Source organism: Microbacterium caowuchunii, from assembly GCF_008727755.1.
Taxonomy (GTDB): domain Bacteria; phylum Actinomycetota; class Actinomycetes; order Actinomycetales; family Microbacteriaceae; genus Microbacterium; species Microbacterium caowuchunii.
Genome location: NZ_CP044231.1, coordinates 478,768 through 491,561, shown reverse-complemented (window position 1 = coordinate 491,561; position 12,794 = coordinate 478,768). Strand labels below are relative to the sequence as shown.

The 12,794-nt window shown below is 67.1% G+C and carries 11 protein-coding genes; 1 reads left to right on the top strand and 10 read right to left on the bottom strand.

Annotated features, from left to right (window positions below):
- Nucleotides 1-9: 9 nt before the first annotated feature.
- The 10 genes from rplW to F6J84_RS02145 all read right to left on the bottom strand — a co-directional run bounded on the left by rplW (nucleotide 10) and on the right by F6J84_RS02145 (nucleotide 10,364).
- Nucleotides 10-309, bottom strand: coding sequence for a 50S ribosomal protein L23 (gene rplW / locus F6J84_RS02190; RefSeq protein WP_150893245.1), 300 nt, complete (start codon nucleotides 307-309; stop codon nucleotides 10-12).
- Nucleotides 306-965: a 50S ribosomal protein L4 gene (gene rplD, locus F6J84_RS02185; protein WP_150893247.1), complete on the bottom strand. Its 660-nt coding sequence runs from the start codon at nucleotides 963-965 to the stop codon at nucleotides 306-308. The genes rplW and rplD overlap by 4 nt, the downstream gene beginning before the upstream one ends.
- Before the next feature lie 4 nt (nucleotides 966-969).
- Complete coding sequence (gene rplC, locus F6J84_RS02180; protein ID WP_150893249.1) at nucleotides 970-1,629, bottom strand: 50S ribosomal protein L3; 660 nt, start codon at nucleotides 1,627-1,629, stop codon at nucleotides 970-972.
- A gap of 8 nt (nucleotides 1,630-1,637) precedes the next feature.
- Nucleotides 1,638-1,946, bottom strand: coding sequence for a 30S ribosomal protein S10 (rpsJ, locus tag F6J84_RS02175; RefSeq protein WP_150893250.1), 309 nt, complete (start codon nucleotides 1,944-1,946; stop codon nucleotides 1,638-1,640).
- A gap of 382 nt (nucleotides 1,947-2,328) precedes the next feature.
- Nucleotides 2,329-2,529: a hypothetical protein gene (locus F6J84_RS02170; protein ID WP_150971020.1), complete on the bottom strand. Its 201-nt coding sequence runs from the start codon at nucleotides 2,527-2,529 to the stop codon at nucleotides 2,329-2,331.
- Nucleotides 2,530-2,859: 330 nt separating this feature from the next.
- Nucleotides 2,860-3,396: an LPXTG cell wall anchor domain-containing protein gene (locus F6J84_RS02165; RefSeq protein WP_150971018.1), complete on the bottom strand. Its 537-nt coding sequence runs from the start codon at nucleotides 3,394-3,396 to the stop codon at nucleotides 2,860-2,862.
- Between the two features lie 211 nt (nucleotides 3,397-3,607).
- Nucleotides 3,608-5,125: a sugar transferase gene (locus tag F6J84_RS02160; protein WP_238702565.1), complete on the bottom strand. Its 1,518-nt coding sequence runs from the start codon at nucleotides 5,123-5,125 to the stop codon at nucleotides 3,608-3,610.
- Nucleotides 5,126-5,218: 93 nt separating this feature from the next.
- Nucleotides 5,219-6,976 (bottom strand): DUF4012 domain-containing protein, encoded by a 1,758-nt coding sequence (locus F6J84_RS02155; protein ID WP_150971014.1) that lies wholly within the window; start codon nucleotides 6,974-6,976, stop codon nucleotides 5,219-5,221.
- Nucleotides 6,977-7,031: 55 nt separating this feature from the next.
- Entirely contained in the window at nucleotides 7,032-9,092 is a 2,061-nt protein-coding gene (locus F6J84_RS02150; RefSeq protein ID WP_150971012.1) for a hypothetical protein, read from the bottom strand.
- Between the two features lie 105 nt (nucleotides 9,093-9,197).
- Nucleotides 9,198-10,364, bottom strand: coding sequence for a nucleotide sugar dehydrogenase (locus F6J84_RS02145; protein WP_150971010.1), 1,167 nt, complete (start codon nucleotides 10,362-10,364; stop codon nucleotides 9,198-9,200).
- A gap of 75 nt (nucleotides 10,365-10,439) precedes the next feature.
- On the opposite strand from F6J84_RS02145, the gene F6J84_RS02140 reads away from it, so the two are divergent.
- Nucleotides 10,440-12,776 (top strand): glycosyltransferase, encoded by a 2,337-nt coding sequence (locus tag F6J84_RS02140; RefSeq protein ID WP_150971007.1) that lies wholly within the window; start codon nucleotides 10,440-10,442, stop codon nucleotides 12,774-12,776.
- The last annotated feature ends 18 nt before the right edge of the window (nucleotides 12,777-12,794 follow it).

Sequence of the window (12,794 nt, the reverse complement as noted above, 5' to 3'; positions counted from 1 at the left end):
TCCCGACCGTCAGCCGACTGCCGTGAAGATGTCGATGGTGCCGGACTTCAGCGTGACGATCGCACGCTTGGTGTCCTTGCGCTTGCCCATGCCGAACTTGGTACGGCGGAGCTTGCCGACACGGTTGATCGTGTTGACCGAATCCACCTTGACGCCGAAGATCTTCTCGATGGCGAGCTTGATCTCGGTCTTGTTGGCGCGGGTGTCCACGTAGAACGTGTACTTTCCCTCGTCGATCAGACCGTAGCTCTTCTCCGAGACGACCGGCTTCAGGATGATGTCGCGCGGGTCCTTGTTCACGGCGCTCATGCCGAGACCTCCTCGGTGGCCGACTTCGCTGCGACGAACGCGTCGTAGGCGGCCTTGGTGAAGACGATGTCGTCGGAGACGAGCACGTCGTAGGCGTTCAGCTGGTCGAAGGTCAGCACGTGCACGTACGCGAGGTTGCGGACGCTCTTGGTGCTGATCTCGTCGCCGCGCTCGATGACGACGAGGACGTTCTTCGTCGCCGCGAGGTTGGACAGCACGGATGCTGCAGCCTTCGTCGAGGGGGCGCCCTCGATGCCGAAGCTGTCGACGATGTGCAGGCGCTGGCCGCGGGCACGGTCGCTGAGCGCTCCGAGGAGAGCTGCGGCGACCATCTTCTTGGGCGTGCGCTGCGAGTAGTTGCGCGGCTTCGGGCCGTGCACGATGCCACCACCGGTCATGTGCGGGGCGCGGATGGAACCCTGACGGGCGTTACCGGTGCCCTTCTGCTTGAACGGCTTGCGGCCGGCACCGGAGACCTCACCACGACGCTTGGTCGAGTGCGTACCCTGGCGCGCTGCGGCGAGCTGCGCCACGACGACCTGGTGGATGAGCGGGATGTTCGTCTTGACGTCGAACAGCTCAGCGGGGAGCTGGACCGAACCGGTCTTCTTTCCGCCGGCGGCCTGGACGTCGAGCGCGAGAGTCGAGTCAGCCATGTGCTCAGGCCCCCTTCACTGCGTTGCGGACGTAAACGATGCGACCGCGGGCACCGGGGACGGCGCCCTTGACGAGCAGCAGACCCTTCTCGGCGTCGACGGCGTGCACCGTGAGGTTGAGGACGGTCACGCGCTCGCCACCCATACGGCCGGCCATGCGCATGCCCTTGAAGACGCGGCTCGGGGTCGACGAGGCGCCGATCGAACCGGGCTTGCGGTGGTTGCGGTGCGCACCGTGCGAAGCGGAGACGCCCTTGAAGTTGTGACGCTTCATGACACCCGCGGTGCCCTTGCCCTTGCTGGTGCCGACGACGTCGACCAGCTGGCCGGCCTCGAAGAGACCCTCGACCGTCAGCTCCTGACCGAGTGAATAGTCGGAGGCGTTGGCGGTGCGGATCTCGGTCACGTGACGGCGCGGGGTGACCCCGGCAGCCTCGAAGTGGCCCTCGAGGGGCTTGGTGACCTTGCGGGGGTCGATCTGACCCGCGGCGATCTGGACGGCGTTGTAACCGTCCTTCTCGGGGGTGCGGACCTGGGTGACCACGTTCGGGGAGACCTGGATCACGGTGACCGGGACGAGCTTGCCCTGGTCGTTCCAGACCTGGGTCATGCCGAGCTTGGTACCGAGCAGGCCGTGGGAAATCTTGGAGTTGATGTCAGCCATGGCGAACCTCAGAGCTTGATCTCGATGTTGACATCGGCCGGGAGGTCGAGACGCATCAGCGAGTCGACGGCCTTGGGCGTCGGGTCGATGATGTCGATGAGGCGCTTGTGGGTGCGCATCTCGAAGTGCTCGCGGCTGTCCTTGTACTTGTGGGGCGACCGGATGACCACGGTGACGTTCTTCTCGGTCGGAAGGGGCACGGGGCCCACGACCGTGGCGCCTGCACGGGTCACTGTGTCGACGATCTTCCGCGCCGAGCTGTCCAGCCCTGCGTGGTCGTACGACTTCAGGCGAATGCGGATCTTCTGTCCCGCCATTGTCTGCTCACTCTCTGTCTCGCGTCATACCTCTGGGGCATCGGACGCACGGTGACGCTTGCGCGCCGGGCACTACCCCCGCTTTCACGGTGAGATCGCACCACTGTTCTCATGTCAGCCGAGGCCTCACGGCCCCGGTCCCCCCGCCTCGCACGCGTGAAGCGCCCGTTTCCGGGTCTGCGAGGTGGTGGGATGTTGTTCTGCTACCCGCGGCCTAGGCGCCCGCGCTGACGCGCTGCCTATGCACTGCCCTGGCAGTGATCCGGGGGCGTGAGCCGCCGGAATGTGGAACCTGTACAGTCTACGTGCCGCCCGGGCGTGTCGCAAACCCGGGCGTGTCGGGACACGGCCCGCGGCAGTCCCGCGGACCGTGTCCCGGGCGTCACGTCGTGGGCACGGTCTCCTCACGCCGCCCGCGTCGGATGCTCAGCGCGATCGCACCTCCGGCCAGCGCCATCCCGCCGAGCACGAGCAGCGCCAGGAGGGGCATCCCGCCGGTCACCGCGAGCACCGAGACACGGATGACGGCGTCATCCTGAGAGGTGCCGGGGTCGTCCGGATCGCCGAAGGTCTGATAGGTCACCACGGCGACGTTCCGGACGGGGCGCTCCCCCGTCGCGGGCGAGACCGTCGCCCGGAGGGTGATGGTGGGCGCGCTCGAGGGCCCGAGCCCCGCACCGGCCGGCTGCAGCGGACCGAACAGCTCGCAGCGGAGGGTACCGCCGTACCCGGCTCGGGAAGGCGTCCGGGTCGCCCTTGCCGACCCACGAGCGGGGGCAAGGCCTTTTGGCCCGGTCTCACGACCCGGGCCCAAAGACCTTGACGGGCCTGATCGAAGGGCTTGAACGCACCCTTTCCGGGCATGACGAAACCCCCGGGCCGAGGGCCCGGGGGTTTCGCGAGGTGATGCGGGTCAGGCGTCCTGACGCTGGCGACGCACGGCGAAGACGGTGACGGCGAGACCGCCGAGGAGAAGCACTCCGCCGCCGATCCAGACGCCCATGAGGGAGGCGCTGTCGACACCGGTCGCGGGCAGGCCGCTTCCGCCGCCGGCCGTGGAGGAGACCGTGATGGTCACGCTGTCGGAGGCGTTGGACGTCTGGCCGACAGCGGTCAGCGTGTAGGTGCCGGACGCGTTCGCGGGCAGGGTGACGGTGATCGAGACGTCACCGGAGCCCGACGCCGTCTTGGTGGCGGACGTGCTGCTGACGGCGGCCTTGACGACGGCCAGCGTGGCGGCGGCGCCGTTCTCACCGGTCAGGGTGAAGGTGACCTCCTCGTTCGGCGCGAAGCCGGTGAACGGGACCGTGACGCTGCCACCGGGGGCGACGATCTGAGCACCACCGGGGGCGCTCGGGGCGTATGAGTTGGCGCTGGCCGCCGCAGGAGCGGCGATCATGGCGGCCGCGGCGATGACGACCGCGGCAATCTTCGTGCGAAGGCTCTTCATGTGTGAACTCCGTAGGGGGGTCTGAGGCGATGCCTCTGTGACAGAACTAGGCCGTGGGAGCGCGACGGTTGGTCGATCGTCGATACGGCCCCCGCGGCAAACACTAACGGCTCGCTCAGCGGGTTCACAAGACGCCGACGTATGAGGTGACGATTTCTTTACCTGCCCGTAATGCCGCGAGGTCCTGGATCGGCTCCGCCGCCGGTGGCCCTCAGTGGGCGCTCTTCCCCGGTGCGACCACGGCGCGCACCGTGCGGAAAAGAATGACGACGTCCTGTGTGAACGACCAGTTCTCGACGTAGTAGAGGTCCAGCCGCAGCGCGTCCTCCCACTCCAAGGTCGATCGTCCGCTCACCTGCCAGAGACCACTCATGCCGGGCTTGACGAGGAGACGTCGGTGAGCCGCATCGTCATACAGGGCCACTTCGGCAGCGCGCTGCGGACGCGGACCGACCAGGCTCATGTCCCCCCGCAGGACGTTGAACAATTGCGGAAGCTCGTCTATCGAGTACTTACGCAGATACCGCCCGACAGGCGTGATTCGAGGATCGTTGACCACCTTGAACAGCGGGCGTTCCGTCGTCCCCTGAAGGTCCAGGAGACTGGCCAGCTGGTCGTCGGCGTCCGCGTCCATCGAACGGAATTTGATCATGCCGAACTCGCGACCCCGACGACCGACGCGGATCTGCCGGAAGAGCACAGGACCGCGCGACTCCAGCTTGATGGCGACCGCGCTGGCCAACATGATGGGCGAGACCAGGACGATCATCAGGATCGAGCCGACAAGATCGAACGCACGTTTGCCGAATCGCTTTGCACCATCGAGACGCGGAAACTCCACGTGCACGAGCGGCAGGCCGGCCGCCTGCCGGGTGTGGATGCGAGGACCGGCGATATCGGTCAAGGCCGGCGCGACGACGAGGTTTCCGTCACGGTCGGCGACGTCCCAGCCGAGTCGGCGCATCATCTCGGGGTCGAGGTCGTCCGCGCCGGCGACGATGATCGTGTCGGCGTCCGTCGCATCCATGGCCTGGATGGCGTGGGAGAACCCGCCCACGACGGGAACCTTCTTGATGCTCGTCGGCACGCGTCCGCTGGTGACCACCCCGACGATGTCGAAACCCGATCCGGGTTCGCGGCGGATCGAATCGATCACGTGGCCCGCCTTGGCCGACTCACCGAGGACGAGCGCGCGGTAGACGTACTCGCCGTGACGCTGCTGGCGACGCAACCACTGCCGCCACATCCACCGCGACAGCATCAGCGCGAAGAGACCCACCGGCATCGCTATCAAGAAGAGCGCGCGCGAGACATCCATGCGCAGGAAGAAGGCGAGAGCCACGCAGAGCGCGATGACCGCGACCGTCGCGTTGGCGACGCGGCGGTATTCGTGGACGCCGTTACCCGCCACATGCCGATCGCGTGTGTCGAAGATGCTCAGCGCCAACAGCCACACCAGGGCGACGAACAGGACTGCACCCCAGTACGGCAGGCGGTACCCGTTCGGCCAGTCGACGAACGCTTCCGGCGGCAGGCCCATCGTGAGGAAGACCACCATCGTGGCGGCGATGACGAGGACGTCGCTGTAGACGAGTCGGCCGCCGTAGCGTTGCGGCCAGTCACGGGAGGTGCGGCGAGCGGAGACGACGTTCGACGCTCGCCGGGCACGCTTGTCGCCGTTGCGCCGCGCCGCAACGCCGATCGATCGACTGGATGCGGTCTCCTGCACCAGTGGCCTTTCCCCCCGGGGCGCCGATCCGGCGCACCGCGTACAGGGTAACGCATGGTCACCCCGCACCGGGGAAGCGACACCGGTCCCGGGTCAGCTGGTACAGGCGTCCTCGACGGTGGGCGATCCGGGATGGATCATCGGCGTCGACTGGAGCGTCAGTGGGCCGCCGACCTCGGGGCTGGTGAACACAGCGGACACGGTCGCCTGCTCGGTGGGCGCGAGAGACACCTCGAACGATGCCACCGGCCGGCCGAGGTCCTCCGCGTCGTCACGGACGATGCTGACCTCGCGTCCATCGACGGACACCGACGCGATCTCACCGCCGACGGGCCCGTAGATGAACACGCGGGTGAGGAAGGCCGAGCTGCCGGTGTAGTTGCTCATCACGTATCTGGGCAGCTCGTCCGCCGCATCCTGGTCGATGTCCATGAGGAGCGAGGATGTGACCGTCGTGGAGCGCACCCCGTCCGTGCACGCCGAGGTCGCACTGATCTCGGAGCGGGTGTAGAAATCGATCTTGGACGCCGACCCGTTGTTGTAGAAGACGCCGACGGTGGTCGTCTCCTCGTTGTCCGCGGGCAACGCGCCGCTCACCCGCTGGCCGCGGATCGCATCGGCGATCTTCTCGTCTTCGCTCCAGAGCAGGATGTCGCCCCGAGCCGCGCTCTCCCCGATGGCCCAGAGCATGTCCTTGAGGTCGAACTCGCCTGCGGCGACCTTGTCGAACACGGCGCTCGCAGCGGCGGCGAAGAATCCGTCGACCAGTTCCGGGTATTTGTAGCTGTCCCAGCGGGAGTAGACCTCGCTGAGCAACAGACGTACGGCGTTGTCAGAGTTCAGCTCGTCACCGCTCGGCAACGGGATGGGCCCGGTGGCCACGAGAATCCGAGAGAGGGCGATCGGATCGACGGAGATGACACCGTCGATGTGGTCGGCGTTGATGTCCCGCTGCCACCAGGCCTTGAGCAACTGCGCCCCGGTCGGAAAGTCCGGCCGCAGCATGCTGGTGTTCATGTGCGCCGTGAGGTAGGTGCTGTAGAGATCCAGCGCGCTCTCGTCCACGTCGACGTCCACAGCGGTGCCGTTGCGGTACCGCCCGCTGTCGGCCTGCGCTCCCATCGCGATCGTGCCTGCATCCACATGGACCAGCGTCTGGGATGCGGGGCTTCCGCCGAGCGCGAGTGCCTCGGCGTTGTTCTGGAAGACCATCAGGTACGTCTTCGGGCCCTCGGCGCCGAGCACCGTCGGCAGCAGCTCGAGTGCCGGTCCTGCAGCGCTGGTCACCTCGGTGATCTGATCCACGCCGCTCTGCACGGCGCCGATCAGGAACGGCGAGTCACTCACCTCATCCAGTTCGCGCGACAGCTGCGCCACGTGGCTTCCCTCGGCGACGGACACGCGGAGCGCCTTCTGCATGACTGACTCGCCGGAGCCGTCGTCGTCCAGGATCGGCAACCCGATCCGATTCACGAGTGCATCGAGCGACTGCGCAGCCAGGCGCACGGCCCGGAGGTTGTCCCCCGCGGCAGGGATCAACTCCGCCACGCGCCACACCGGATCGCCGGCTGTCTCCGCCGCGATCGCGGCGTGGTCCGACAGGCTGGTGATGGACTCCGCGAGATCGGCGCCCGCCTGGACCTCGGAGACCACCTGGGCAGCCGATTCGAGTTCCCCCTTCACCACCATCGCCCGCTGCAGGATCCACAGGCCGGCGATGAGGAGGAGCACGACGACGCCGACGACGCTGAACCCGATGATCCGGCGGCGTCTGCGTCGCGGATCACCGGTTTCCACGGACTGCGGCGAGACAGCGGCGAGGCGAGCTTCTCTTCGGGATGAGTGAGGCACCCGTCGATTCTATGGACCGGTTCCTGAGTGCCCGGCCGCGCCGTCCCTGCCGCGTCTACTTCACCGAGGCGCTTCGGATGAATACGGGCGTCGAGGTCAGGTCGATCGTCGCTTTCCCGCGGATCGGCGCGACCTCGCTCTGCCGTCCGAAAATGTCCGTGACGAGCAGCGACTCGTCGGCCTCGAGGGTGATTTCTGCCTCTCCCTGCACGGCCCACGCTACCCGGACGGCATCCTGAGCGGTGCCGAACACCTCGACGTACGCGTCCGGATCACCGGCCGACTCGGCATGATCACGACCGCCCAATTCGGCGATGAGGAGCGCCTGAACGAACGCGGCGGGTTTCGGCGCCAGCGCCGCGGTGCCCGGACGCGGCTGGAACTCGTACAACCCGAAGTTGCCCTCGTGGACGGCTACGTCCGCCGAGTCGTTCACGAGGTCGTACCAGAAGAACTTCTCGGCCCCCGCGGCGAGAGCGGAGATCTCCGCACGGGCGAGCATCTCCCCCTGGCCGGCCAGATCCGTGCCGCCGGACTTCGTCGACCACCCCAGCTCCGTGATCCACACCGGAACCTGGCCGCCGGCGAACTCGTCCATGTCCACCCGCGACTGCTGGACGACCCCGCGCAGGTCATCAGGTGAACTCAGGCTGACCTCGTAAGGGTGATAGCTCATGACGTCGCTGAACTGCATCGCGCCGGCCTGCCACATCTCGAAGAAGAAGTCCCGGTCGTAGAGCGCCGCCGCTCCGGCGACGATCGGTAGATCCGGATGAGTGGGCGAGACGGTGTCGTGCACGGCCTGGAGCATGGGCAGATAGCACGCGCCGCTCGTCCCGCACGGGGTGTCGTTGAATCGGTCGTGGTTGAACTCGTTGAAGACCTCGAGACCGACCAGATCGAACCGGTCTGCGATCGCGAGCGCGTAGCGCGCGTATGCCGCGATCGCCTCCTCGTTCGCGGGGGACTTCTCCTTGCCGTACAGCTTGTTGTTGTAGTTCACGATGCCCAGGAGCTTCACGCCGTTGGCGTGCAGGATGTCGAACTCCCGGGTGTACGGCTCATACCAGGAGTAGACGCCGGGCTGGGTCTCGTTACGTCTCCACAGGATGTCGTTGCGCGCTTCGCCGTACCCGAGAGCGGCGGCGTAGGCACCGGCGTCTCGATACCACTCGTTTTCCACGTGCAGCCCGACGCCGAAACGAGGGTCCTGGGTGATCGCGGACGCATCGACGTCGATGAACGCGAGAGCCGTGGACACCGACCCGCCGGCTGCATCCGCCACATGGATCTCGTAGTGGCCCTGCGAAAGCCCCGTCAGCGGGATGCCCCCCAGTCCGCCCGCGATCTCCGTGGCGCCGTCGATCGGATCTCCACCGGCGGTGGGCTGGGCCGTCCAGGTCGCCGGCCCGTCCGGCATCGCGACGGCGAGCATGGCCGAGCGCGATGTCATCACGAGCGAGTCGTTGATCACGCCGTAGGACGCCTCCACCTGTTCGAACGAACCGTTCGGGATGAGCTCGACGCCCTCGTCGGAGGTGACGGACACATCGTCGAAGCTGAGGCCGCTCACCGGCCCCATGATGGCGATACTGACGTCCAACTCGGTCACCCCCGGGGGAGCGGTGATCGTCTGGGTCGCCGTGGCCCAGAGCGCGTCGGCATCGGCGAGCGGAACCGTCTCGTCTCCCACCCGCAGCACCGCCGGCACCGGTACGGGGAATCCCGCGAGTTGGCGGTATGCGATAGAGACGGTGTACTGACGCTCGCCTTCGACGGCGATGGTCGTGCGCGCGGCGACCGTCTCGGCATCGACCACCGGGGCGTCGATGCGAAGCGCGGCCGTTCCTGAGGCGGGGGCACCCAGCTCCGGCAGAACGGCGGCCAGCGCGGCGGGACCAGCAAGCTCCCACCCAGGTAAAGCCCCCCGCGCGACAGTCGTCACCGGAACGGCGACCGGTTCCGGGGTGGGGGTGGGGGTCGGTGTGGGCGCGTCCGCGACCACCGGCTCGGTTTGCTGCCATGGCGCCCACACCGCCAGCGCGACACCGCCGCCGATGAGCACAGCGGCGGCGGTCAGGCTGGCAGCCAGCGTGACGCGCCTCTTGTCGGTCATGACGGCTGCATCCCGATAGAGCACGGGCACGAACGGAGCGGCAACTCATCACCTCTTGCACTCGGGGACACGCTTCCGACCATCCTCACAGATCTGCCGGCACGGTCAGTCGCGGCCGTAGATATCGCGCGTGTACACCTTGTGCGCGACGTCGGCGAGCGCATCGGCCGATCGGTTCGCGATGATCACGTCGGCACGCGCCTTGAAGTCGTCGAGATCGGGCACGACTTCGGAGTGGAAGAACCCATCTTCCTCGAGGGTGGGTTCGTAGACGATGACGTTCACGCCCTTGCCTTTCAGGCGCTTCATGATCCCCTGAATAGACGAGGCCCGGAAGTTGTCTGATCCCGACTTCATGACGAGACGGTACACACCGACCGTTTCCGGGTTGCGTGCCAGGATGTCGGCGGCCACGAAGTCTTTGCGGGTGCGATTGGCATCCACGATCGCCGCGATGAGGTTCTGCGGCACTTCGGAGTAGTTCGCGAGCAGCTGCTTGGTGTCCTTGGGAAGGCAGTACCCGCCGTAGCCGAACGACGGGTTGTTGTAGTGCGTGCCGATCCGCGGGTCGAGTCCTACGCCCTCGATGATGTGCCTCGCATCGAGGCCGTGCACAGCCGCATACGTGTCCAGCTCGTTGAAGTACGCGACCCTCAAGGCGAGGTAGGTGTTCGCGAAGAGCTTGATCGCCTCGGCCTCGGTGGGGTCCGTCAACAGCACCGGCACGTCGGTGTCGATCGCCCCCTCGAGCAGCAGTTCGGCGAACCGCTGACCGGCAGGTCCTCGATCACCGACGACGATGCGCGAGGGGTGCAGGTTGTCGTACAGCGCCCGGCCTTCGCGCAGGAACTCCGGGGAGAAGATGATCGTCGCGGCCGGATACGCGGCGACCATGCGCACGGTGAAACCCACCGGGACGGTGGACTTGATCACGATGGCGGCCTGCGGATTGACGATGAGCACTGCTTCGATCACCGACTCGACCGACGAGGTGTCGAAGTAGTTGGTCTCTTCGTCGTAGTTGGTCGGCGTCGCCACGACCACGAACTCCGCGCCGCGGTAGGCGGCTGCCGCGTCGGTTGTGGCCGTCAGGTCGAGCTCGCGCGTGGCGAGGTATTCCTCGAGCTCGGCATCGACGATGGGCGAGCGGCGCTGACTCAGCATCTCGACCTTGTGCGCGTCGACGTCGACGGCGCACACCTCATGATGCTGAGCAAGGACGACGGCATTCGACAGGCCCACATAGCCCGTGCCGACGATGGCTATCTTCATAGCGAAAGAGTATCCCGGTGGACGGGAGGTCCAGATCGGGCGGTCACGCGCACCGCGCCACTAGACTCGGTGCCGATGAGCACGGCTCCCTTTCTTTCGATCGTCATGCCGGTGTTCAACGACGAGGCATCCCTCTCCGCTTCGCTGAGAAGCGCGCTCGGACAGTCGCTCGCGGAGATCGAGGTGATCTGCGTCGACGACGCGTCGACGGATGGCTCAGTCGATGTCATCGAGCGGTTCCGCGCCCGCGATGCGCGTGTGCGCCTGGTCCGCCACGAGCACAACCGATCGGCGTTCCAGGCCCGTCGCACCGGAATCCTCGCCGCCGAATCCGAGTACGTCCTGTTTCTCGACGGAGACGACGAACTCGTGCCGGACGCTGCGCAGAACGCGCTTGCGCACGCACAGTCCACCGGTGCCGACATCGTCGGCTTCGGCGTCACGGTGATCGAGAAGGACGGCCGCACGGGAGGCGCGTACGAGCAGCGACTCCAGCCGGCGTATGACGCTCTGCAGGGTGACGATGTGCTGCGCGGGCTGTTCCCCGTCGGCAAGCCGGCGCAGGGCCAGCTGTGGCGGCACCTCTTCCGGACGACCGTGCTGCGCGACGCGTACGGGCTGCTCCCCGAAGCTCTGTCACTTCCGCGAGTGAACGACCTGCCGGTGATGTTCCTCGCCGCCGCCCTCGCCACGAGCTACGCGTCGATCACGCAGCGACTGTACCGCTACCACTTCGGACGCGGTGGCAGCGGTCACGACGTGGACAGCATCGAGCGGGCGGAGTTCTACGTCTCGGCGATCCGGTCGATAGACAGCATCCGCCCCGCCGTGGCCGAACTCGCCCGCACCCATGCCGAACCTCAGCTGCTCACGGAGAGCTACGAGTCGGTCCGGCTCTCCATCGTCGGATACGTCTGCTCCCAGCTGATCGCTCGCAGCGACAGCGCTGTGTTGGGCGCCGCGCTCGCCCACCTGCACACCGTCGCGTCGGCGCATGACATCGTGCACGCAGCGGCTCGGTTCTATCCGTCGACGCTCGCCACCCTCAAGTTCCACTCGCCCTGGCAGGGCTATCCGGAGAGTCCGGCGCGAAGCATCCTGCTGGCGACGTCATCGGTACGGACCGGTGGGGTGTCAGCCGTGCTCGCGGCACAGGCGAGGTACCTCCTGCAAGCCGGCTACCGGGTGACGGTGGTGGCGCGAACCGCAGGGAGCGAACCGGACGCGGTGCCGCAGGGCGTCGAGTTCGTCGAGATGACAGCTCGGGGGCTCGTGAACAGGCTTCAGGAGTGGGCCGGCATCTGTCGCACGCACGAGGTAGACCTCGTCATCGACCATCAGGTGCTCTACACACGGTACTGGCCGGAGTTCGCGCTGATGGCGCGTGCGGAGGGCGCAGCGACGATCGGCTGGATCCATAACTTCGTCGCCCGTCCGGTGTTCGACGGGACGGACCGTCTGTCTCTGATCGAGAACTGCAGCGATACGCTCGCGCAGCTCGTCGTGCTGTCACCCCTGGATGTGGCCTATTTCAAGCTGCGCGGGATCGACCATGTGGCTTACGCGCCCAATCCGCCCTCACCCCTCTTGCTCGATGCATCGACGGATGCCGTCGACAAGGCTCCCCCCGCCGACCGCATCGAGTTGGTCTGGTGGGGGCGGTTGGAACAGCGTACGAAGCAGGTGTACGAGCTGATCGAGGTCGGCGCGCAGCTCCGCAAGGCGGCGGTCGATTTTCGACTGACGGTCATCGGCCCCGATTGGGACGATGTGACCGCGAAGAAGTTCAACGCCGAAGCGCGGCGTCGTGCCCTCGGCGACCGAGTGGTCGCGATCGGTCCGCGGAGGGGCGATCAGCTGATCAGCGCCATCGATTCGGCAGACGCCTTCGTCTCGACGAGCATCATCGAGGGCTATCAGCTCACCATCGCCGAGGCCCAGTCGCGCGGGCTGCCGGTGTTCATGTACGAGCTCCCGTGGCTGTTGCTGGTCCAGGATAACGACGGCATCGTTTCCGTGCGCCAGGGCGACGCCCGCGGGCTCGCCACCGAGATCGAAGCTGTGCTCGGCGACCCCGAGCGCTATCGGCGGCTGTCTCGCGCGTCGACGGAAGCTGCCGAGCGTGCCCGCGGTTACGGCTTCGCGCAGCTGTACCGGGATATCGTCACGGGGAACATCCCCTTGGAGTTCTCGCCGTCACCGACGCTGGCCGACGCCCAGCAGTTGCTCGGCCTGATGGTCTTCTACGCGGAACGCGCGCAGCGGAGCGGCCGCACCACGCGCGCGACCGACTCGCCGATCGGCACCCGGCTCTGGCAGGCCGCCGCTCCCGTCGGTCGCGCGACGCTGAAGAAGATCCCGGGCTTGCGCCCGCTCGCGCACCGAGCGAAGGGATGGCTCGGAGCGCGCTAGCAGTCGGCGGCCGTGCCG

What these genes read in the sequence shown, in the direction of transcription:
- rplW (WP_150893245.1), bottom strand. Translation starts at nt 309, where the DNA reads ATGAGCGCCGTGAACAAGGACCCGCGCGACATCATCCTGAAGCCGGTC.
- rplD (WP_150893247.1), bottom strand. Translation starts at nt 965, where the DNA reads ATGGCTGACTCGACTCTCGCGCTCGACGTCCAGGCCGCCGGCGGAAAG.
- rplC (WP_150893249.1), bottom strand. Translation starts at nt 1,629, where the DNA reads ATGGCTGACATCAACTCCAAGATTTCCCACGGCCTGCTCGGTACCAAG.
- rpsJ (WP_150893250.1), bottom strand. Translation starts at nt 1,946, where the DNA reads ATGGCGGGACAGAAGATCCGCATTCGCCTGAAGTCGTACGACCACGCA.
- F6J84_RS02165 (WP_150971018.1), bottom strand. Translation starts at nt 3,396, where the DNA reads ATGAAGAGCCTTCGCACGAAGATTGCCGCGGTCGTCATCGCCGCGGCC.
- F6J84_RS02150 (WP_150971012.1), bottom strand. Translation starts at nt 9,092, where the DNA reads ATGACCGACAAGAGGCGCGTCACGCTGGCTGCCAGCCTGACCGCCGCC.
- F6J84_RS02145 (WP_150971010.1), bottom strand. Translation starts at nt 10,364, where the DNA reads ATGAAGATAGCCATCGTCGGCACGGGCTATGTGGGCCTGTCGAATGCC.
- F6J84_RS02140 (WP_150971007.1), top strand. Translation starts at nt 10,440, where the DNA reads ATGAGCACGGCTCCCTTTCTTTCGATCGTCATGCCGGTGTTCAACGAC.